Annotated in this window: 20 protein-coding genes; 8 read left to right on the top strand and 12 right to left on the bottom strand. The window is 42.3% G+C overall.

Translation table 11 applies throughout. The features are described from left to right. Positions 1–178: 178 nt before the first annotated feature. The 6 genes from IUZ65_RS19830 to IUZ65_RS19805 all read right to left on the bottom strand — a co-directional run bounded on the left by IUZ65_RS19830 (position 179) and on the right by IUZ65_RS19805 (position 7,565). The gene (locus IUZ65_RS19830; RefSeq protein WP_195705749.1) at positions 179–1,606 is read right to left on the bottom strand and encodes a GumC family protein; all 1,428 of its coding nucleotides are present in this window, start codon (positions 1,604–1,606) and stop codon (positions 179–181) included. Then, positions 1,603–2,718 carry a glycosyltransferase gene (locus tag IUZ65_RS19825; RefSeq protein ID WP_195705748.1) on the bottom strand — a complete coding sequence of 372 codons (1,116 nt, stop codon included), beginning with the start codon at positions 2,716–2,718 and terminating at the stop codon, positions 1,603–1,605. The genes IUZ65_RS19830 and IUZ65_RS19825 overlap by 4 nt, the downstream gene beginning before the upstream one ends. Positions 2,719–2,753: 35 nt before the next feature. Next, positions 2,754–3,464: an acyltransferase gene (locus IUZ65_RS19820; protein WP_195705747.1), complete on the bottom strand. Its 711-nt coding sequence runs from the start codon at positions 3,462–3,464 to the stop codon at positions 2,754–2,756. Between the two features lie 78 nt (positions 3,465–3,542). Then, the gene (locus IUZ65_RS19815) at positions 3,543–4,937 is read right to left on the bottom strand and encodes an O-antigen ligase family protein (RefSeq protein ID WP_195705746.1); all 1,395 of its coding nucleotides are present in this window, start codon (positions 4,935–4,937) and stop codon (positions 3,543–3,545) included. Continuing rightward, positions 4,934–6,301, bottom strand: a complete 1,368-nt coding sequence (locus IUZ65_RS19810; RefSeq protein WP_195705745.1) for a lipopolysaccharide biosynthesis protein — start codon at positions 6,299–6,301, stop codon at positions 4,934–4,936. The genes IUZ65_RS19815 and IUZ65_RS19810 overlap by 4 nt, the downstream gene beginning before the upstream one ends. Before the next feature lie 70 nt (positions 6,302–6,371). After that, positions 6,372–7,565 (bottom strand): glycosyltransferase family 4 protein, encoded by a 1,194-nt coding sequence (locus IUZ65_RS19805; RefSeq protein ID WP_195705744.1) that lies wholly within the window; start codon positions 7,563–7,565, stop codon positions 6,372–6,374. A 499-nt stretch (positions 7,566–8,064) separates the two neighbouring features. On the opposite strand from IUZ65_RS19805, the gene IUZ65_RS19800 reads away from it, so the two are divergent. The 5 genes from IUZ65_RS19800 (at position 8,065) to IUZ65_RS19780 (ending at position 11,718) form a co-directional block, all read left to right on the top strand. After that, positions 8,065–8,883: an ABC transporter ATP-binding protein gene (locus tag IUZ65_RS19800; protein ID WP_195705743.1), complete on the top strand. Its 819-nt coding sequence runs from the start codon at positions 8,065–8,067 to the stop codon at positions 8,881–8,883. Next, entirely contained in the window at positions 8,880–9,860 is a 981-nt protein-coding gene (locus IUZ65_RS19795; protein ID WP_195705742.1) for an ABC transporter substrate-binding protein, read from the top strand. The genes IUZ65_RS19800 and IUZ65_RS19795 overlap by 4 nt, the downstream gene beginning before the upstream one ends. A gap of 11 nt (positions 9,861–9,871) precedes the next feature. Next, positions 9,872–10,873: a FecCD family ABC transporter permease gene (locus IUZ65_RS19790; protein ID WP_195705741.1), complete on the top strand. Its 1,002-nt coding sequence runs from the start codon at positions 9,872–9,874 to the stop codon at positions 10,871–10,873. Positions 10,874–11,045: 172 nt separating this feature from the next. After that, a complete protein-coding gene (locus IUZ65_RS19785) occupies positions 11,046–11,483 on the top strand; it encodes a hypothetical protein (protein ID WP_195705740.1) in 438 nt (145 codons plus the stop codon). A gap of 46 nt (positions 11,484–11,529) precedes the next feature. Further along, positions 11,530–11,718 carry a DUF1289 domain-containing protein gene (locus IUZ65_RS19780; RefSeq protein WP_195705739.1) on the top strand — a complete coding sequence of 63 codons (189 nt, stop codon included), beginning with the start codon at positions 11,530–11,532 and terminating at the stop codon, positions 11,716–11,718. A 492-nt stretch (positions 11,719–12,210) separates the two neighbouring features. Here IUZ65_RS19780 and IUZ65_RS19775 read toward each other — a convergent pair whose 3' ends face one another. From IUZ65_RS19775 to IUZ65_RS19765, 3 genes are all read right to left on the bottom strand, one after another. Next, the gene (locus tag IUZ65_RS19775) at positions 12,211–12,414 is read right to left on the bottom strand and encodes a helix-turn-helix domain-containing protein (protein ID WP_229638324.1); all 204 of its coding nucleotides are present in this window, start codon (positions 12,412–12,414) and stop codon (positions 12,211–12,213) included. 209 nt (positions 12,415–12,623) lie between these two features. Then, positions 12,624–12,962, bottom strand: a complete 339-nt coding sequence (locus tag IUZ65_RS19770; protein WP_229638254.1) for a DUF6597 domain-containing transcriptional factor — start codon at positions 12,960–12,962, stop codon at positions 12,624–12,626. Positions 12,963–12,991: 29 nt separating this feature from the next. Next, positions 12,992–13,450, bottom strand: coding sequence for a carboxymuconolactone decarboxylase family protein (locus IUZ65_RS19765; protein WP_195705738.1), 459 nt, complete (start codon positions 13,448–13,450; stop codon positions 12,992–12,994). Between the two features lie 533 nt (positions 13,451–13,983). On the opposite strand from IUZ65_RS19765, the gene IUZ65_RS19760 reads away from it, so the two are divergent. The 3 genes from IUZ65_RS19760 to IUZ65_RS19750 all read left to right on the top strand — a co-directional run bounded on the left by IUZ65_RS19760 (position 13,984) and on the right by IUZ65_RS19750 (position 17,663). Then, positions 13,984–14,328 carry a DUF3316 domain-containing protein gene (locus tag IUZ65_RS19760; protein ID WP_195705737.1) on the top strand — a complete coding sequence of 115 codons (345 nt, stop codon included), beginning with the start codon at positions 13,984–13,986 and terminating at the stop codon, positions 14,326–14,328. A gap of 597 nt (positions 14,329–14,925) precedes the next feature. Next, on the top strand, positions 14,926–16,218 hold the full coding sequence (locus tag IUZ65_RS19755) for a DEAD/DEAH box helicase (protein WP_195705736.1): 1,293 nt from the start codon (positions 14,926–14,928) through the stop codon (positions 16,216–16,218). 503 nt (positions 16,219–16,721) lie between these two features. Further along, positions 16,722–17,663, top strand: a complete 942-nt coding sequence (locus IUZ65_RS19750; protein WP_195705735.1) for a trypsin-like serine peptidase — start codon at positions 16,722–16,724, stop codon at positions 17,661–17,663. Between the two features lie 265 nt (positions 17,664–17,928). Here the strand turns inward: IUZ65_RS19750 and IUZ65_RS19745 are convergent, their stop codons facing one another. The 3 genes from IUZ65_RS19745 to IUZ65_RS19735 form a co-directional block, all read right to left on the bottom strand. Further along, entirely contained in the window at positions 17,929–19,020 is a 1,092-nt protein-coding gene (locus IUZ65_RS19745; protein WP_195705734.1) for a glycosyltransferase family 4 protein, read from the bottom strand. After that, positions 19,001–20,479, bottom strand: coding sequence for a sigma-54-dependent transcriptional regulator (locus tag IUZ65_RS19740; RefSeq protein ID WP_195705733.1), 1,479 nt, complete (start codon positions 20,477–20,479; stop codon positions 19,001–19,003). The genes IUZ65_RS19745 and IUZ65_RS19740 overlap by 20 nt, the downstream gene beginning before the upstream one ends. 79 nt (positions 20,480–20,558) lie before the next feature. After that, positions 20,559–22,817, bottom strand: a complete 2,259-nt coding sequence (locus IUZ65_RS19735) for an ATP-binding protein (RefSeq protein WP_195705732.1) — start codon at positions 22,815–22,817, stop codon at positions 20,559–20,561. Positions 22,818–22,825 lie beyond the last annotated feature (8 nt).

Below are 22,825 nucleotides of genomic sequence, written 5' to 3'. Positions count from 1 at the left end.
CGCTATCCTTCTCTATAAATGTGGGATTTCTCTGTGTTCAATAGATGATTCGTTTAAATAGATTGTTAGCTTTAATAGATAATTTGCAGGTAATGTGCCAAGTATATTTATCTTTAATAACAGTTAGTTATGATTTTTTCGTTACAGGCGAGTCGGTTTTGTCAATATGAGAACGAATTTAGCAACTGACATTAGGTATGCTACTCAATACTGGAACACCAGTGATAGAAATGAGTTCATCCTGCCGACGAATAGTGGTGTCGAAGAGCTCTAGCAGAGTGGCCATCCCGGCACCAAGAGCGATACCTGCAAATAGTCCAGAGAGTACATATACCCAGCTAGGGAAATTAGAGGGTTGGCTAGGGGTATAGGGCAAATCTATAATCTTAACGCGTTTGTTTTGTTCGAAATTACCAAGAGAACCGGTGAGTTGCGCCATTTCAAATCGTTCGACAAGCTCGTCGTAGAGTCGTCTTTTATTGGTGACACTGCGTTGTAGGTTAAATAAGATCTTTGATTGGTCGCCAAATTGGTTTGTCTCTTTGTCTAGAACAAATATCATCTGCTTCAAACTTTGGCTCTCTTCTTGAAGTGATTCGTACTGGCTTCTAATCAACTGCAAACTCTGTAGTTGAGTGATGAGTAAAGGCTGCATGTTGCCTAATTGAGACAGTTGAATACTACTCGCAATATCCCACAATTTTTCACTAGAAAGATTGGATGAATTTACGTTTACCATTGTTTCTCGTTCGCTCTCCAATCGAGAAAGTTCTCGATTCTTTGCTTGTACAGCGCTATGGTTTTCAGTGTAGTTGGCTCTCAAAAGAGTGAGTTGGCTGCGAGCTTCGATAATCTGCTCTTCAATTTTTCCTACAACAGGATTGGTTCTAGACAGTTGCTGATCTAGGCTACCCAAACTTTTTTCAACCCCTGCAAGCGTCGCTTTTTTCTCGGATAAGGTCTGTTTTAATGCAGCAAGTCTAGACAGCTTTTCGTTTTGCCTTTCAGGCGACACATTTGGGTTTATGTTTTGGAAATCCGCGAGGGCTTGTTCGGCATTATTGAGCTCTTCTAATCGCTTGTTTATGTGGAAAGTAAGAAACTCTGCGGAATCTTTGATAGACGATCTTTCCGGTGCGAGGACTTGGTCGATAAAATGGTTACTTATGGATTCCAGCAGCGCTTTCATTCCTTGTGGTGCCGCAGCAGTGAGTTTTATTTGTACAAACTCTTTACCTAGCAGATGAACTGAAATCCTTTCCGATAAGCTTCTGATGACTTTTTCGGATTCCTTGGTACTCATTGCTACGTCAATGAGGCCAAGATCGAGGGCGACAGATTGTAAAATGTGCCGACTTTTAAGTAGCGTACTTAGCGCATTTATTCTGTCTTTGAAACCGGTGGAGACAGCGATATCTTCAAGGAATGGGTTCATTTTCGCCGTTTCTTGAATAAGCATGCTGGTGTGTGAATGATACTGTGCGGGTGCCAGTTTGCTTACGATATAGCCGGCAAAAGGCATAATTAGAACAGGCATCAATAGTATATATCGGCGTCTCCATGCTGCTTGTAACAGAATAAGCAGTCTTATCTTTAGTTCAATCATAATAGCTCCAATAGCCAATTGAGAAATTGGCTGCGGTCCGTCCAACTTTGATGACAAACGGCGTCTTTTGATATGCGGGGTGATCGTGCTGCCTGATAGAGTTTTTGACGAAATTCGCGATGAGAACGCGCAACGTGAAGATGCTGTTTATAGGGCGCAAGTGCAGGGAAATCGACACTAACAATAGGTTGGCCCGAAGCCATGTATTCCATCAATTTTAAAGGGTTACATGCCCTTATTTGCGGGTTATCAATAAAAGGAAGAATGCTGACGTCCCAGTGTTGGCTGTAGCTTGGTAGATCGTGGTGTGAGCGACCTCCTAGATAGAAAATATTGTCTGTATGTGGCAGTTTTCGTTGTTCTAACTCGTTAGGACCAATAAAAACGAAATTCCAATCTGGCATTGATTCAGCGAGAAACTGGATAAGAGGGTAGTCTATCCAGTTTGATAAACTGCCATAGAAACCCGCAATAGGTTTACCTAAAGGAAGATCGTGGGCTCTCGGTTGCGGGCTTGTAAATAACTCTGTATCAACGCCATGGGGCAGTAAGTGGGTCTTACACGCAGGGAATTTGTGTTTAAGGTTTACGCTTGCGGTTAATATCAGATCTGCTTTATCGATGAGTCTTTTCTCATGATTGCTGACCGTATGATGGTCTACACCAGCGAGTGCATTAAAGTCATCACCACAGTAGTAAACAACAGCGGATTCACCCAACTTACCGCAAAGGTCCGCCGTGGTCGGCAGGGATGACCAAAGGATAGGTTGGTTGAGCTTTGCTCCGTCAATGATGGGTTTGAGCTGATTTATCATCATATCTTTTGCGATATATCGGGCTAAAGCAGACTTAGGGGCAGGAATAGTCAGCAAGTCGACCTCTGTTATGTTGTGGTGCTGAACTTTTGGTTTTGCGTAGTGGGGTGCCCGACTTTTTTTCGGTAGCAGTTTTGCCCAAACTCTTTTTAGATCCTTGCTATTCCAATGGGGTTGTCTTAACCCTATAGAATTAACCCACACAACTTTTCTATCTTCAGCTAATCGGGTGATCAGATGTTGTGTACTAGATGGCAAACCACCTAGGTCTTCACCAAATACAATAAGATCATGCATAAATCACCTCTTGTTCGATAATATGAAGGCCTGTGCTATCCAATAGCACGGATAATTTTTGCTGGATTGCCTGCGGCGAGTACAAAACAAGGCAGGCTTTTAGTCACAACACTTCCGGTGGCGACGATGGTGCCTTTGCCAATAGTGACACCTTTGTTTACGGTGACATTTGAACCCAGCCATACATCATCTTCTAGCGTAATGTCGCCTGTTTGATTGCTTAGGTCTGGGTCTCCAGCCGCTCTTTTCTTTGCGTCAAATGGATGGCCAGAATAACCAAATAGAGAGGACCTTCCGGCAATCCTTACATTATTTCCAATAACGATTTGAGTGCCGACGGCCATAGTGGTCTGCCAACCAATACCAACGTTGTTACCGATAATGAGGCTAGGATTATGGCTAGTAGAGCGGCCACTAAACGTGGTTTGTCCAGAAATACGACAGTTTTCGCCTACGTCGATAGATAGGGGGCCGGAGATAAATGGAATGCCAGTGTAAAGGTAAAGATTTTTGCCACAGGAATGCACTCGTCCTTTAAACGCGGGTGTATAAAGAAAAATTCGAGTCACGTTACTCAAAAAATTTCTGGTCAGAATGAGCAAGAAGTAGAGTGCTTTATTGAGAGCTTTAGGCGTAGGCATATCGAAGGTTCGTATGCTTTTTAGCAAGCTGAACAGTTTTTGATGGTATGGGTTAGAACTCTGCTTCAACCAATTTTTCAGGTTGTTGGGGGAAAGTGTCATCATGATAAAGCCTTTTTTTGATTCCTTTCAATAAGACTTTCACAGAATGTGCCATTTAATAAAAAGCATAAAATCAATTGGTTACAGAATTTCTTGTTTTGAATTCTCATTTTGACTAGCAATTTGAGCGACACAAATGGTGAGCGCAGCAAGAATGTAGATTGGCCAGTTGAACCCTTGAGTTAAAAAAGTACCAGAGATCACAGTACCAATTAGACCTGCATAAACGGCATTCGCCATGGTCTCTACACTTGCTGGGTAAGTGTGTGTTTTAACTTTGTTTACGGTGTTCTTTGCTGTTCTGATTAAAGACACGATGAAACTGATGAATACAAATAAACCTAGCATTCCTGTTTCCGCTAACACACCAAACCAAGTGCTGTGTACAGCGTGGTTCAACCCATCCCAATGAGAGCTGTAATAGAAATAATTTGAGTAGAAATTATTGAGGCCAACACCCGTTAGGGGATTTTCTAATGACATTCGAAATGCGGCTTGCCATGCATATAAGCGACCCATCGCAGATGCATCTACGCCTATTTCAGCTGCACCCCCAGAGGCTCTTTCTGAGATCCCGGCAAAGAAGTAGAGAAATAGCGTTACGGTAATACCAAGGAAAAATAACAAGGTTTTTGAACGGATTTTACCCAATGCTAATACGGAGAAAATGGCGAGTGTTCCTAATAGCCCGCCTCGGCTTTGCGTGGCAATAATAGAGTAGATAAGTATGGCGCTAATGACTATTGCAAACATACGAAGCATCAATGGATTTTTTTTGGTGATAAAGGTTGATATTGAGAACGCGAGTGGGAACATCAAAACGAGTGCTAAATCATTTGGGTCGCCGAGCATTGAACCGATATCACGGCCAATAGTGACACGACTGCCTTCCACGAGACCAATGCCATTTATTGAGTTATAAACGGCGACACTGCCCACCAATAAACCAGAAAAATTAATCAATAGTGTAATGTAAGAAAGGTATTTAGCCTGGTTGACTATCCAGATAATAGCCAGCGTCATGATCATGATTTTCCAATAGATATTCTTAAAGTACTCAATGGCAATAGGTCGGTTTGACGCAAGCGCGATGCCGATCAATATGAGAACCCAAAACGCCACTAACCAAGAAAGAGAGGGATGCCAATAGGGAGTGAGTGTCTTGCTAATGACACTGTGCCATGCAAGAGCAAGTAGAGCACCTGCCGATAATAGCAACGGGATCTTCAATGGATAAAGTACAGGGATAACCTCATGAATGCGAAAAAATGAGAAGATAACAAAGAGAAAAACCAACCCAAACATATGGTTAATAACAAAAAGTACCCCTAGTGGTAAAGCGCATAGTATGAGGGCCACAACAGGGTTGGGAGCGATAGTCCAGATAAGCGATATAACGGCGCAACACAGAGTAACAAGTGTTATGCCTGCATAACGGTGGCCGGATGGGATGTGGGTTTTCGGTGAGAGTTTCATAAACGACCGAGCTCTTTGCTATTGTTCAATTTGGGTAGAAAAATGGAAGGGATAAGGCCAGAGATAATGGCTGTTGCTAAAATCACGAATGGCGCGGCGATGGTTAAGATAATTTGGGCGGTTAAACCGTTCAACGAATAGGAACCTAGGATGAACAAGGCGGTGAAGGAAAAAATGAATAGGATAGGACGAGTCTGATAAGGAATGAAATAGTACCTTTGACTTAGAGCGAATATCAGAATCAGTTTAAGCAGTTGAGCAATATTAAGGGCCAATATTATTCCCCAAACGCCTGACTCTTTGAGCAACCAAGCAACAGAAACGCCTACGGTTGAAGCGACGATATTGATAGCGAGTAGTGTGCCAGTTTTACGACGGTAAAGGAGACCAATATTGCCTATTTCGCTCAGCTCTTTCATCAGTGCGATAGAGAGGGTTCCCAGTACATACTTGGTTGAATCTGAATAGCCCTCAGGCAGCGCTAAGGTGATAAAAACAGGCGCTAAATAAGAGATTGACGCGGCAAGCATAGCGATCCAGACAAAACCGTATTGGGACAATTGGGCCGTCGATTGGCAACCAAAGTTCTCTATGTGCTGGAACCGTTTGGGCATCCACCAGAGGCCGTAAGGTTGAACCAGAATACACATTGCTAACGAAAACTTCAGTGCGATGGCGTACACCGCAACATCCGCCAGCGATCCAGAATAGGCAAGTATCCATCTATCGGCACCATTCAAGGCGAAACCAATACTGCTTGCAAGAGCCAGTGGTAGGCAATAGCGAGCAAAGGTCTTCATTTTCTCAACACTAGGAAAGGTGAAAGACCATCTATTAATTCGATGAAGCACACCGAGTTGAATTGCATGTGAAACAACAGAGGAAAGTAAAACCCCTGAGACACCAGCGTCTAATCGTATCGCCATAATAACCAATATCAGTTGTAGAATTGCGCTTGCGGCGGTGACAAGGACAAAGCACTTTGCTCTATCTTGCATGCGTAACCACGCCAACGATATTCCCAATGCCCCCTCGATAGATAAACCAAAGGCTAATATTGAAAATTCAGTGTGCGTAACCAGAAGCGTAAGTTGAGTAAGGTAATAACCGGAGAATAAAAGCAATAAAGGAAGAGTGAGTAACGCAATGAGTACCGTCAGCGTGTAGATTTGTGCCGCGATTTTTTTCTTATTCAACGGGCTATTTTCTACACCTGAATAACGATAAAGCGCTTCGTGCATGGATAGATTAATGAACAGGCCGAGAAATGCCGCGATACTGGCGAGGATTTCAAGTTTACCCACCTCTTCAATGGATAGGTTAGCGGCAATAAATGGCAACATAAATAAGGACAAACCTTTCATCAGAAATAGACCTATTCCGTAATAGAGTATATTCCTGAAACCTGAGGGCACTGATAACCGGATCATCACGTTAACCCCCTTTCGTGATTTGTTTGTGCGGTTGCACTATGGCCTTTGCGATTTTTCTATAGCATTGTTCTGCATGATAGTTCTCTGCTTTACTTTTTGCTTTTTGACCGATAGCTGGAATCAAGAAAGGAGAATAAATAAGTGTTTGGATAGAGAGAAAAAGGTCTTCAGAATCGTTGGGTTTGTATTTGATACAATCCACCTTATGAGTCAATACACTATCCCAATAGGCACCGTCATTGGGAATGAGAACACACATACCGGCGGCCATTGCTTCTAGTATCGATAAGCCAAAGGGTTCATTTTGGCTAGTAGAAACAAATACATTGTTTCGTGCTCTTAATTCATCCAGGTTTCTAGGGTTTTTATGCCATGAAAAAAGTGGGATTTGAACCGGTGCTTGTGTAATCGAGATCTGCGTACGTTCCGGCTTTATATAACAAATGTCTGTAGGTATGGGGGTTGTATTGCCTAAGCGTTTTCCAGTTTCAATCAGTGTATCTAGCCCCTTCCATTTTAGTAGAGATGCGGCCCAAAAAAGGCGCGGTTCACCATAGGTACACGAAGTCGGCCATTGATTTGAACTAATACCATTGTTGAAAAAAAGATAGTGTGGAGAGGAGAGAGCAAACTGTGTAAATTCCCGTGCGGAATGAGCGTGGACTCTCCAACCGAAATAATGGCTAAACGCTGATTGTATTGACGGGTGGCAGGATTCAAGCGCAAAGATGACGTCTGCTTTCGTTAAGCAATGACCAATGGAGCGAGACTTCGCAACAGGGCCATGGATAAGTTGAATCAATGGAAACCGCCAGAATACCTTTACGAGATAGAGCGACATATCAACGCCTGGACCAGACATGCCTACCACTGTGTTTACGGGCGGGATACGAAGTAAAGTGATGAAGAGCATGAGAGAAAAATAGAATTGCTTGACCCAAAAAAGTCCTCCGTGACTGGCGTTGAAAAGAAGGGGAGGCATTCGAAGGTGAATGGTCTTTATTTGATGGGTACTTAATGAAACCTCACTCTCCCAGCAAGTCGGGCTAACGGTAAGGACAGTGAATGAGACGGACTCGTTATCACACTGGTTGAGGGCTTCTTGAGTGGCAAGCTTTGAACCTCCGAAGAACGGAATCGGATCAAAAATTAAGCAGTGATTTTTGGATTTCTTTTGATGCGTATTCTGTTCCATACCGATGTCCATATTATTGAGCAGTATGGTTAAACAGCAATCTCAATGCCAGAATGTCAATCTTGTTTAACATGTTGAATATTAATAACTTTAATAGTTTTAATTCTAACAAAGAAATCGTGTTCTCAATTTGAGAATCAAAATAATATCCATCTATCCGTTGTCATTGTTAGTAATAAGTGACTTGAATGCACCAACATTGGTTGTCCAACTATTGGGGTCATTTCACTCCGACGTGGGAACGAGGGTGATGTATTGCTGTGGTATGTACCAGATGGTCAAAAAGCGGTGTCTCTCGAATTTAATAACACATTTCTTTCCATTAATGAGCTAGGTGGATATTGGATTGGATCTCTCTAAATCCGAGACAGTTGGCGTTCCGTAAAACAGAAGTGCCCCATTAGGTATTTCGACCGATTGGCCACTCGATTCATTGACAAAAGACATTATTAATTGTTATGTTATATCATAACAATTAATAATGTCTTCGGCTCCTCCAATGGAAAAATTGAATAAGCCTGTATTGTCGGCACAACGTCTATGCGCAAATGGCCCCGCTAATTGGCGGGCTGTGTCAGACATCACGTTTGATGTTTGTGAGGGTGAGTGTGTCGCCATTATTGGCCCAAATGGCAGTGGAAAATCCAGTTTGCTAAAAGGCATTACGGGAGAGTACCAAACTGCATCTGGTGAACTTAGGATATTTGGCAACAGAGTCGATCATCTACCAAGACAACAAATTGCTAAAATAGTCGCAGTAGTAGCACAACATGAGTATGTTGATCCGCGCATGAGTGTCAATGAGTATGTTTTTCTGGGTCGTGTGCCACATATGTTCTGTTGTAGTAAGCAAGAGCATGATAGGGCGGTTAAGCAAGCGATTGAAGATGTTGGTCTCTCACACAAAAGTCATCGATATTTTGGTGAACTCTCTGGCGGAGAGCAACAGCGTGCAAGTATTGCGCGAGCATTTTCTCAGGAGCCCAGACTCCTTCTTTTAGATGAACCTACTAATCATCTCGATCCACTTGCTCGCCTCGAGCTTCTGGAACTCATTAAACATCGAGGTATTGCATCCGTTGTCGTACTGCATGATTTACCTCTAGTAACGCCTTTCGCTGACAATGTTCTTTTGATGTCTGAGCAAAAAATGGTGGCCTTTGCGCCGCCCGATATTCTTATGCGAGACGATTTCATGACACCTGTTTTTGGACTGCGGGTTATTTCGTTTAACCATCCTCAGATGCATAGCACGATTCATCATTTTGAAGCTGCATCACCTCACAACCATTTATCTTTAATAGGAGCCGCCCAATGAAGTGGTCTTTGATCCCCACTCTGTTATTTGCTTTACCACTCTCTGTCGCTAACGCGACCAATACCCAATACCCTGTCACCGTTGATAATTGCGGTAGCCCGTTGACAATTGACAAACGTCCCGTTCGCGCAGTGGTTCACGATATTAATATGAGTGAGATGGCGTTTGCGCTTGGCCTCCAGGAAAACATGGTCGGTGTTACCGGAATTACTGGCTGGTATAAAATGTCGGCATCATTCAATGAAAGGCTAGGAGATATCCCTGAGCTAGCACCTAAATATCCATCGTTGGAAAGGCTCGTTGCCGCAGAGACCGATTTCTTTTTCGCTGGTTGGAATTATGGAATGAAAGTCGGCGGTGAAGTTACGCCACAAACACTCAAACCATACGGCATCAACACCTTAGTGCTGTCGGAAAGCTGCATTCATACTCAAAAAAATAAAAAAGGTGCCAGCATGGCATTGCTTTACGATGACATTAAAAAGTTAGGGGTTATTTTTGACAAACAATCAGAAGCTGAAGCTTTGATAAAAGATTGGAAAGCAAGAGTGCAAAAAGTAACGGAAAAACAAAATGGTACGGGCAACACCAATACGCCACCAAACGTTTTTTTGTATGACTCAGGAGAAGACAAACCTTTCACGGCGGGTAAATACGCGATGCCAAATGCCATGATAGAAGCAGCGGGTGGCCGGAGCATCACTGGCAACATGGAAACCAGTTGGGGAAGAACCTCATGGGAAAACGTTGCGCGTAAAAATCCTGATGTCATTATCCTTCTCGACTATCAAACAGCAAGTGGTGCCGATTCACTTCAACATTTTCTTGAGCAGCACCCGTTAATGAAACATACCAATGCGGTGACGTCAGGCCGTTATGTCAAGTTACGATATGAGCAGCTTACGCCTGGTCCTGCCAATATAGGCGCTATTGAGGAGCTCGCGAATGCGTTTATTCCTCAACAAGTGAAAAGGTAGTTGACGGTTTGATGATACTTAACAAATACCGAGTGGCATGGTTAGTTGGTATTGCTGCAATTCTGCTCGCTTTTATGTTGAGTTTACAATTTGGGTCTGTGCCTTTGTCTTTGAGGGAAGTGCTAACAGGGTTGCGTTCCTTCAATGATGAGGAGGTGAATATGACCAGCCGAATACTGATAGATTTTAGGTTGCCCAGAGCATTGTTGGCCGTCATTGCCGGTTCGGGGCTTGCTATGGTAGGCGCGTTACTCCAGACCTCAACCAAAAATGACTTGGCCGATCCATTTCTGTTTGGATTGTCCTCCGGTGCCTCTGCAGGCGCGGTGTTGATCATTACTCAACTAGGGGATGCACTCGGCATTTGGTCTCTTCCTATTGCCGCATTCACCGGCGGCATCGTGTCGGCCACCGCTGTGATGGTGCTCTTTTCAATGCAAAAAAAGCAGGGTAACAACAACCTTATCTTGTGCGGCCTAGCCATCTCATTTTTATTTGGTGCCATTACTAGTTTTCTGATTTATTCGGGCGATCAGCGGGCGGCAAGCTCCATCTTGTTCTGGACGATGGGCGGTTTAGGGCTTGCTCGCTGGGATAATTTGATATTTGCGGCAGTGGGCGTGCTTTGCCTTGTTGTGTTGATAGCCAAGCGCTATCGTGAACTCGATACCTTATTGGTCAGCGAACAGACAACACGATCGCTGGGTATTAATGTTTATCGGTTGCAAAGAGAGATCTTTCTCTGCTGCGCCTTTTGCACTGCGGCCATTGTGTCACTCACTGGTGTTGTTGGTTTTATTGGTCTTATGGTGCCACACCTTGTTCGTCCTTATTCAGGTGTAATCCATAAACGGGCGCTCCCTCTAATCGCACTTTGGGGCGCGGTCATTTTGTTGGTTGGTGATCTGGTAAGCCGAACAATTTTGGCCCCGCAAGAACTACCCGTTGGTATCGTCACTGCGGCACTCGGTGGCTTATTTGTTTTATACCTTGTCTGGCGTAAACAACCTTGATTAAAGTACGTTAAATCAGATCGTATAAAACCCGATAGTCGAAAAGATGCACCCAGACACGGTTACCTTGCGCTTAGGTATCAAGGTCGAGAATCAAACAGGAAGTGTTCAGACAGTGTTTGACCACAGGGTTTTGTGTAAATTTACGAAGTAATTAATGAGAATAAATTTGATGAAAGACATAAAAGGCGTGTTTCGTAATCTTGAGAAGATGCTCCTACAGGAAAATTGGTTTGATGATGGCTGGGAAATTTATAATCGTGGGAACTATCTTCAACTCTACAAACTGAATTGGTTCAATCAAAATCAAGGTGGGATCCATTTTGAGACGTTTATCGAAGCGCCGCAGATTCAGCAAAAGTTGTTCCCAGTGTGTATGCACGTTGAAGAAGACTGTCCTTCTCAGTTTGAATTCATTCGTCAATTTATGGATCTAGAGGGAGAGCGGATAAAGAGTTGGAAGGGGTATAAAACACTGGGTAGTAGCTACGGTATTTGTCAGCGTACACTGCCGCTTAACTTCAAAAATATAGAACAACGCCTATTCGAAGAATTTAACCGCCTTCGAATTTTAGAATCCAGCGTTAACCAAGTACTACTTAAGCTTTGATAACGTGTACGTTTGAGCACGAACGAATTAAGGTGAGATGCTAGAAATGAAAAAGAAAAAAAGCCCCTGTATCGATGCGTGTGATTTTTCAAGCGCTAAGGCTTGGTGTTTGGGTTGCGGTCGAACGAGAAAGGAATGTCAACAGTGGAATACAATGACGCCTCATGGCGTAAATATTCTTCAGAAAGAGCTCGGAAAAAGAATGCTGAAGATAAAGACTGAGATGAACAAATAATAACTCGTGGGTATTCAGATATCAGTGAGAGATCATCGTCATCAAATCAGGGTGTTTAACTAAGTAGTTGTACTACACTCTAGTTAATTTTTGGGTTGCTAATTTAGCAAAAAAACTGACAGACTTATGTCTACTTAAGAGGTAGTTCAAACATTTGGCTGTTAGTTTTATCATTAATGGACAACTTCCCATCTGGTCTGTAGGCTGACTTTTTAACTTCTGATAGGTATCCAGACTAGTGTTAATTAAGCTCCTGCTGAGCGCCGTTGTCTTATCGTACTTTCTCGCTGAAATTAACTACGATGATAGAAAAGTTAATATTTCGAGTCGTTACCAGCTAGAAAACTCTGTATGTGACCGTTACTGATTGTCGTTTTGGGATAGCAGAAGCCAATTGAATGGTAGATGTCGTTTGAAGCTTGTAAATCGGTTCTGCCCCAAGGCAAGTTAAAAAACATACTCTACAACTAGAAGCCAGCTTGCTTTTACAAATCAACGCTCAGATTTTATTCTAATTTTTTGGCTTATTTCTCCCGGCGTGGTTAAAACAAAAGTATTAAATTCTCGCGTCATGTGGGCTTGATCGGAAAATCCTTGGTCGAATGCAAGCTCACTGAGTGAAATGTTTGGATTTTCCCTTAAGACAAGTATACAAAAATTCACCCGTCTTAAACGTTGAAAGTACTTAGGGCTCATTCCAATCCATTGAAGAAAGTTTCTTTCGATTTGCCTTTGATTGTGCGGGAATTGCTCCCCAATTTTCCCACGCTTGATTTGATTAAGCAGCATTGCCCGTTTAGTTAATATAGGATTGTTTAGATCCGCATACTGAACACACCATCTATAGATCGTAGCAATATGAGCACTATGACTATTTTGATGTATGAGTTGAATGAATAAATCTGTCACTGGGGATGAAGTAGTTTCATGCCCTGCATCGGAAAAATTGAATTAAGTGATTGCGGAACCATACCTGGCTGAAAGCGTATGCCACATAGCCATGTATCTTCAGTCAAAGTAATAAATTGGGTTTTCTTACTGTATCGCTGAAAGGTGATAGCTCGTTTGATAGTTGAGCCATCTAACCGAACCTCTCCCCGCATCAAGAACATCACGCCGGAGCCACCATCACAGTACAAAGGTTTTGTGACAGGGTTGTAAGTTCCTTTAGCAACCTTAACAGACCATATAGCTTGAATATGGTCTGATAGTTTTTGCTTGGGTTTTACAATTCTAAAATCCATTATAGTCGTTGTGATTATTCTTCCAATAATTAGCTAGATAAGCTACCAATCTCAGGTTTGAATATCTTAGCGATTCGATTCCAACTGTTAATAGCATTGACCGCAAGAGTTAAAGTTACCACACCTTGTTCACCAAAAGCTGCAAATGTTAATTGATAATCTTGTTCATTGACCTTTCCTTCATAGCTAATTGTCTCTGCCCAGTGCAGTGCGATTTTTTCATTTTCGCTGTATATCGGCATCTCTTTCCATGCACTTAGGCCGATAAGTCTATGCTTAGATTCACCATTTCTTATGGCTTCTTTACTGTGCATATCAATACAAAAAGCACACTGGTTTATTTGTGAAACACGCAGTTTCATCAGCTCCCATAAAGTAATCGATAAATTTTGCTGTTGTTCAAATAGTCCTCGTAGGTACTTTTCTTGTTCAAGTAAAATCTGAAAGCCTTCGGGGGCTGCATTGTAATAATCTAGTCTTGTAGTCATAAAGTTGTATCCTCTATTAGAAGATCTCAAATTAATACAGATACAAGAATAAGGATTGAATATTTTCGACATCTTCAAATCAAAGTGCGTAGGTATTACCCATTCCCCTTATACTTTCCCACCGGAAATTGGTAAACCATAACAAATGCCTAACGCATTTTTGTCCAGAACCGTGACAGTTTGCACTCTGTCATTCAAATGAAGGATCAGCTTGTAAGTCCTTCATTGATAGTAAACTAAATGGTTTACCGCCCATCAACGTGATTGATCTGATTTTTAAACGACATCTCGATCGTGTCGGAATAACTGAAGAAACACGCCTCATATTCGGGTATGTCCTTGGTAGTTTCTGTCGCTAAACTTCTCTCCTTTAAAACTTTCATTTTATTGATGCTAAATTGTCCATGATGAATGGCGAATATGTGTGATGTACGTCACGTATAAATAGTAAATAATAGCGTCATCGAGTGAGAGGGGCAGTTACCCCAACAAATAGTCACTCATTTTTAACAGACACTTTAAGGGTAAATAAGATGAAAAAATTAACAGTTCTAGCTGCCACTCTACTCGTTAGCGCAACCGCATTTGCCGGTACTCAAACGGTTTATAGTGAAGCAAATCTATCAACAGCCAGTTTCTCTTCTAAAGCGGCTGCATATGAAGCTGGGTTTGACTACGTTGATGCATTGGAAACAGCGAGCCATTCTGAATTGCGCTTCAAATTGGCCCCCATTGGAGAGAATACGGTCTCTAACCTTAAACTAGACGACACAGCTGTGACAATTGAAGAGTTCTCTGAAGCTCGCGGTGAAATCTTTTACCGCGCTATCGTCAATGTTGATTATCACTTCGATGCCCGTGATAACAACAACGACTAAAATTCCGTTGTTTTAGAATTTGAAAAGCCAACAGATCTCGGTCTGTTGGCTTTTTTGTCTTTGAGAAAAACAAACGGTAGTACCAATACTAAAACGACGCCTCTTTTCTTTTTTGGAAGGGGTTATGTTATGTGTGGAGCGGGGATGTTACCCCCGGAAATGCGCTAGGTGCGACGCTATAGTAAAGCCAATAATTGCGTTATTCCCTTGAAAAAGGGAATCTACTCAAAGCATGAGCACAATTAAATTGGGTGTAGATGTCACTCAGAATTGCCCCTTTGTGTGTTTCGAACGATTGAACACACTCTTCATCAAAGCATCATTTGACTTACGTTTTTTCATACCTAGAACTCTAACTATCTGACCAAATTTTCTAATCCACTACACTGTCAGTCGTTGGGAGTGGTTAAACAGTACTTTTACCTTGAAAATATGGCCTCTAAAGGACTTGTTGCCATTAAATTGTCGTATTTTCGATCTTATTACGACGAACTGGTAAAAAGTCTGCCGTTCCGATACAGTTTGTTCTACAATCTGCGACCGTATTTTTGGTTATGCTTTACGTGGTCGTAGCCGCTTAATTTTAGGAACACAACAATGTCATTTACATCTCAGAATTTTTCTCCAGAAATTGTGAAAGCACTGTCCGAGTGCGGCTACGAAAAACTTACTCCTGTTCAGCAGAAAGCGATCCCACTCGCTCGTAAAGGGTACGATATCTTAGCGAATGCTCAAACAGGGACAGGCAAAACTGCCGCTTTCGCTCTGCCAATTATTCAGCAGCTATTAGACAAGACCAAAGTTAATAACCAATTTCAAACACGAGCACTGGTTCTTGCACCAACTCGTGAATTGGCCGCACAGATTGCGCAAAGCATTGAAGATTATATCAAGTACACATCATTGAGTGTTGCTGCCATTTATGGTGGCGGGAAAATGTCATCTCAGGTTCAAAAACTAAAGAACGGTGTCGACATTTTAGTGGCAACACCAGGTCGCCTAATTGAGCATCTGGATGAGAAAAGTGTTTCTCTACAGAACCTTGAGTTTTTGGTTTTCGATGAAGCCGACCGTATGTTAGACATGGGCTTTATTTCATCAATTGAAACCATTATGTCTGGTGTTTCAACGAAGCCACAGACTATGCTGTTCTCGGCGACGTTCTCTCCGCAAATGAACAAACTAGCGGCTGAAATGTTGAATCAACCGAAAAGAGTATCCGTAGCTCAAGAAAACGTGACGGCAGACACTATCGCACATGTTGTCTACCCAGTAGACCAAGAAAGAAAGTATGAGATGTTATCTGAACTTATTGGTCGTAAGAATTGGAAACAGGTATTGGTCTTTGTGAACTACAAAGAAACGGCCAATATGTTATTGAAAGAACTCAAGCTGGACGGCATTAAAGCGGTACTATGTCACGGTGATAAAGCACAAAGTGCCCGTCGTAGAGCGCTTGACGAGTTTAAAGAAGGCAAGGCGCGTGTGATGATTGCAACCGATGTGGCTGCTCGCGGCCTAGATATTAAAGACCTTCCGCACGTAGTGAATTTCGATATGCCATTTTTGGCAGAAGATTATGTTCACCGTATAGGCCGAACAGGTCGAGCTGGCCAAAAAGGACACGCTGTGTCTTTTGTCAGCCGTGAAGAAGAACTGACGTTGCAACAAGTAGAGTCGTTGATTGGTCATACGATTCGACGTGTAGAGCAAGCAGGGTACGAGCCAAAAAACCGTGATGCACTATTGCAGAAAATGCACAGCAAACCAGCGTTCAAAGACCGTAAAACTCGTACGAACAACCCTTCTGATGCCAGCCAGGGTTCTGCTGAGAGATACGCTCGATTACGTAATATCGTGAGAAATAGAGCTGCAGCCACTAAGAAGTAAGTGAGTCAACGCACACTAAACGCCGATGATGCAAATCAATCGGCGTTTTTTTTCGTTTTGCCCAGTGAGACCTCTTTCTACTCTCGCTTTATTTCCAACCTTCGATTTTCATGCTTGTTCAATAATTCATAAGAGATCAAATCGCAGCTATCAAAAGGTGTTAACTCGACTTAGGTAGCAACGCCGATCACTAACTATTGCAATCAAAGCGAAGTCTTGAAACTGGCTTTTGGTGCATAATTCGGACACGCTTATAGCAAGCGTTTAAGATTTCAAGATACTTTTTCTAATCGGATTGGAACGGTTTAGCTCAGTGGCAGTAAATTGTTTTGTCCAGAGGTGTGCCAGAATCGATCACCGGAAACTGTGACAGGTTATCCTTCTTCAGACTATTGTCTCACCGTCTGTTTTCCTTCGATGGTATTAGCCAATTTATCAACAACTATGGCCATCACATTGCAAATAATGCAGAATCATTATTCTATTTTTGACAAGGAAGTCAGATGCAAACACTTATTAAAGTGGTTTTACTATTATCCGGTTTTATTGCCTCTACGAGCTACGGAATGGATCGATTGACAGAAAAGGATACTAGGCAGAAATTCAGTCCCACGTCACCACAGTTACTGCGTGCGGTTGGGAAGCTCACCATTGCTCAATCAAACTCTACAAATAGTTGTTCTGCAACCCTCATTGATTATGGCTTGGATGATTCTCAGTACGTTCTGACTTCAGCACATTGCCTTAAGAGCGATGCTGAGATGACATGGCTTTCTACTCACAATAATAAAGTTGTATCCCGAAAAGCGACTGTCGAAATCACTAACTATATCTACGATTGGGCTCTACTTAAGTTAAGCTCGCCCATCCCATCTTCCGTTATCAAAGGCGTTTATTTGCTAAGTGAGGTTACTATCCCTCTAATCGATTGGGATCTCTCTTATGAGTATGATAGCCCCTTCCATTATGAGGCTATGGAATACTACTCTACAGAGGATGATGGACTGTTTGGCAATCTCGATAGTTTTCGTAGAAATCTCTATGTTGCAGGTTATTCGTCCGATCAAGAGTTAGGTGATAGTGGTCGAAATCTTACTTACGTACACTATGGTGTTGAAGTGGTGCTTGCCCCTATATTTAACACTAATAGCGGCTTTAATTTAGTAGACGCCTTTACATTTGGAGGTGCGAGTGGTGGCGCGGTGTTGATGGAATGGCTCCCAGATTCAAATGAAGATGACTATGGAGATATTGGCCGTCCCGCTATTTTAGTTGGCATCATTAAAGGCGCTGAAGGCGACAATAATTTCTTCACCAGTGCAAATGGTGCGACAGGCAGTACCCCGAGCCTAATGGTTAATCCGGTGAGGTTTACCGTTGAAGTGGTTGAGCATCTTCGTAAGAAATACCCTTCACTTGAAAACCTAAGTTTTACTATGGAATAGTGTAATTTATATAAAGAGTACTTTTGCATATAGAAATACAGTTGGTTTCATATAAAAACGTAGGTTCAGGCTATCTCTCTCTACAACACGCCTATTCGATTCTGGTAATCATTGATTAGAATAATGAGAAAGAGGGGGAAGGCTTATTGCTCAAAAACGCTTTTGCTCATTTTTGTCCAAAAATAAGTTTAGATTTAATCAAACTTTATTGTCTTCCGACAGTTACAATTTACTGAGCTCAGGTTAGCTTGGTTAAATAGAATATCTACGATTGTTCTAAAACGGTTTGATACTGTTCCAAATACTGTGGGATTACCGCTTGCAGAGAGAAACGACGTTCAATCGTCTGACGCGCCTTTGTTCGAATGGCACTTTTTGTGGGTTCTGAGGCGAGTAACCAAATGTTTAAGGCGTGGCTCAGTTCTGTCATATCGTTACCAATCCATCCATTTTCATTGCTAATGATAAGTGAGTCCAAAGCACCAACGTTGGTTGAAATAACGGGAATACCTCTGCTCATTGCTTCTAAAGCGGCCATTGGCAACCCTTCAAAGCGCGATGTGATAATAAGTACATCGATATCGCTCCAAACGGAATTCATATCATCGATGTGGCCGTGAAGCCAAATATTTCCCCCTGCCATTTTATCAAGTTGCGATGTCATCGGTCCTGAGCCGTAAAGATGAAAATCATGTTGCGGAAAGTTTTTGGCGAGTTCAATGTAGCGATCTGGTGCTTTTTCATGGCTTAGTCGTCCAACAAAGGCGATGTTTTCGCCAAAGCGTGTCGGACAAGATTGCAGTGCGACAAAGTTATTTAGGACATGCGTTTTAGAAGGTATTTTGTTGGCAATATCTTTGCTGACGGCAAAGTTCAGATCAGAGAGAGAAGCGGTAAAACGGTCTATCATGTCATAAAGTTTCACTTTTCCTACTGGGGCTTCACCAGCATGATAGGTCGAAACTTGAACCGTACTCTTTGGAGGTGCGATCCATTTACAGTGTAAACATGCCAACCGGCTAACAACACTGGCTTTATATCCATGAGTGTGGATAAGCGCAGGCCGGTGTAATTTGAGGGCGCAACGCAGCTGCGTCAATACATTTGCATTACCTTTACAGTTAGACAATTCTGACAAGAAATTATACGGAATTTTTGCCAATTCTAGTTTACTTAAAATCGGTTGTGAGTCTGAATATTCGGTTAAAAGTACCACTCTAACCTTTTGTTTAAATTGTATTAGGCCAGAGGCTAGTTCCAAAATATGGGTCTCAATGCCACCCAATATTTGGCTGTCCACCGCTAACCAAATATCATCGTTTAACAAGGGGTTAGTGTTAGGTTTCGCTGTATTCATCCTCTGTTTCCCAAGCCAGTTTCTTACGGTAAACCGTCGATGGGCTTAGCTCCAGTAGCACCGCCGCAGTCAGAACATTTCCATCACAAAAATCGATAGCGTTTTGTATCGTTTCTCTTTCAACTTGCCACATAGGTCGAATTATTGTTGACGCTTGTCTGTTTGCTTCGAACGGTTCACCTGATGGCGGTGGCTCAATGATGTTAGATTCCTCGTGTTGTCGTTTTTCTAACTGTTCGACGACCTCTGGTTGTCGTGGTTTTTTACTTTCGCCATTACTGCTTATATCAGCATGACTTATTTGGGAGGGGAGATGTTCCATTGCGACGAGTTTGTCATCATTAAGAACAACAATGTTTCTGATGATATTCTGAAGTTGACGAACATTTCCGGGCCAACGGTAGCGTTTCATAAGCTGTTGAACGGGCTTTTCTAGGCCTGTGAATTTTTTCCCGTCTTGTTTGGCATAAATTTTAAGAAAGTGATTCGCCAATGTAATGATGTCTTTTCCACGTTCTCGAAGTGGTGGCATCTCTATAGGGATTACATGGACGCGGTAATAAAGATCTTCTCGAAATCTTCCCTCTTCGACCTCTTTTAGTGGGTCTCGATTAGTGGCGCAGATAATTCTAACATCCACCTTTCTTTCTTTGCTTTCACCAAGGGGAGTAAACGTACCCGTTTGAAGAAACCGTAGCAGTTTTTTCTGCATTTCTAGTTCCATTTCACAAAGCTCATCAAGAAAAAGTGTGCCTCCGTGAGCCTGCACTGCGGCTCCTTTTCGATCCGCTGTAGCGCCGGTAAATGCCCCTTTGATATGACCAAATATCTCGCTTTCCATTAGGTCTCTAGGGATAGCGCCGCAGTTTATCGCAACAAATGGCTTATTCTTCCTATCACTCTGGTGGTGAATGGCTTCCGCACACACTTCTTTTCCTGTGCCGCTCTCTCCATTGATGAATACGCTGGCGTTGGTTGGGGCAACAGAATCAATGATCTTATACACCCCTTGCATCTGTACGCTTGAGCCAATAAATCCATGAAACTTAGAACGGTCTAGGCTATTCTCTAAATCCTCGACGAGATGCTCTAGTTTGGCATTTTCTAAATGGATTCGAATAGAGGTTTTGAGTCGCTCTGCTTGGATTGGTTTTTCTAGAAAATCCTTGGCTCCTCGTTGAATTAAGCTTATCGCAACATCCACGGAACCATGAGCCGTAGCAATGATAACGGAAGAGGGGATTTCGTTTTCTTGAATCCAGTCTAGTATCTCTTGACCGCTAATATCAGGGAGCTGTAAGTCAAGAATGACCAATTGGGGGGCATAGTTCTTTATAAATGCTTTTGCTTCCATCCCTGTTTCTACATGTAGCAGGTCATAAGGTTCATCTTTGACGTACTGTTTGTATAAAATAGCGAGCGAGGTTGAGTCTTCGACAAGTAATACTTTTGGTCGCATACCTATACCCTTGTGTTTTTCATATGGGACATCATTCCTATAGAATAGACTATAAAGGCGTTAATTCTGTTTTATCTCATTAAAATCCTTGTTCTTTTCTTCTTTGCAACGAATCTAATGAATCTTGTGCAATCGAGTCTAAGTTTTCTGTGATCGCTTTTACCTTTGTGAATTCATTATCGATACAGAGGGATTCTATTTTTTTAGCTAATTCGGCTAGGCTCGTATTGCCCAATGCGAGTGAGGAGCTAGTTAACGTGTGTGCCTCAAACTTTAGCGTGGCATAATCGGATTCTTCTAGTGCGATAAGCATTTTGCGGACATTTTTTTGCGCTTCGTCTACATAGTGGTCAATCAACATTGGCATCACTTCGGCACTCGTATCTTTAACCATCTGTCGTAGCGTTGACTCATTAATAAGTGATTTTGAATGTGCGGCGTTACCTGTCGTTACCGGGATTACCTTGATTGTTGGCGATTTAATTTGAATGTCTGTTTCACTTTCCTGTGCGACATATTTGTTTAGTGTATTGATTAAATTTGAAAGATTGACGGGTTTCGATAAGTAATCTGTCATGCCTGCGCGAACAAATGATTCCTTGTCGCCAGATAATGCATGCGCAGTAAAGGCAATAATCGGTAATGTAGCGCCGGTCTTATTGTCGGCGTTGAGGATCCTTTTGCACGCTTCTATTCCATCCATTTCGGGCATTGAGATATCCATAAAAATAATGTCGTATACGTTGTTTTGAGCCATTTGAACCGCTTCAATGCCATTGTTGGCGATATCAATGTTTAATCCAATGTGTTTAAAAAGGCTCTGTATGACGAGTTGATTCGCCTTATTATCTTCTGCAACTAGAATGCGACTGTGCAAGCACTTTGGATGTAGATTGTTTGGTAATGCTTTGGATTGTTGGAAGTCGTCACGCGTTGCCATCTCCATAGGAAGATGAACCGTAAAACAACTCCCTACGCCTTCCGTGCTTTCTACTGTTATCTCGCCATCCATTAGGTTGACTAATTTCTTGCAGATGGCAAGACCTAATCCAGACCCTTCATTATCACGAGAGAAGGATTGATCTGCCATGGTAAATTCATCAAATAGGTAAGGCAGCGATTTTTCAGAAATGCCGATACCGGTATCTCTTATTTTACAGGTAATTTTTGCATGGTTTTCAGATGTTCTTGTCGTGAATAGTTCGATATCAATATCCCCTACCTCGGTGAACTTTAATGCGTTGCCGATAAGATTAAGTAACACCTGCTTATAACGGTATTCATCACCGACAAGGTATTCAGGGAGATGGTTGGACTTCAAATTCAAATCTAAGCCTTTATCAAGCGCTAGTGTTTTGACATTGTCAATGACCGACTGAGTCGCGTCAGAGGGGTTGAATATCCTCCTATCGATGCTCATGTTATTCGATTCCATCCTGGAGAAATCGAGAATGTTGTTGATTAAGGATAGGAGAAATAGTCCGGAGTCGGTGGCGACATTAACCAGTTTTTGTTGTTCGTTATTTAATGGGGTCTGCTTGAGAGAATTAAGTAGCCCAATAACACCATTCATTGGTGTTCTAATTTCATGCGACATCGAGGCAAGGAAAAGGCTTTTACTTTCATTCGCCTTTTCTGCCTGTTTTCGGGCTGCCTTAAGATCGATGTAGCTGTCTTCAAGGTTTTTAGACATGATGTCGAAGGCGTTTGCAACCTCACCTAGCTCGTCTTTTTGTTGTAGATTCAGCTGATAGCCTGGTCCTTTCTTGCTAACCGTGTGTGCTGCTTTTCTTAGTTTGACTAAGCTTCTGGTCAGATAGGTACCGAGTACAAAGGAAAACAGAGCCACTAGCAGAACCTCTAAAGAGGCGATGCCTATTATGGCTTTACGAGCATCATCCAACATTTTACTAATAGCGGTGGTTGCAAAGCCTATTTCGATAGAACCATATACGGTACCATCGCTTTTAATGTCGATTTTGGTGTCAAATACACCATCGTCGACAGATCGTAAGTCTTCATCAATTTTTACACCATTTTCGAGCAGCTCAATATTGCCACCAGAAGAGAGTGTTTGCCCATAACTCTTTACTTGAACATAGACCACATCTTCGAGCACCATAATGTCATTTACAAGGTCATCGAGTGTCGCAAGATTGGTCGTTAATACTGCATCTTTGATGGCGTGCGCAAACATAGTCGTTGTCGCATGGGCTCGTTGTATCAATTGTTTCTCATTCGAATCGCCTAAAAAAGACATAGCACTAAAGACAAGAATGACTAAGAGAAAAGTCTCAATTGCCGCAATACCAATAATAGTCTTGTTACGAAGGTTCATCTTATTGT

Origin of the sequence: Vibrio sp. VB16 (assembly GCF_015594925.2) — a bacterium.
Lineage (GTDB): Bacteria > Pseudomonadota > Gammaproteobacteria > Enterobacterales > Vibrionaceae > Vibrio.
This window is presented reverse-complemented; position numbering and strand designations above follow the sequence as displayed.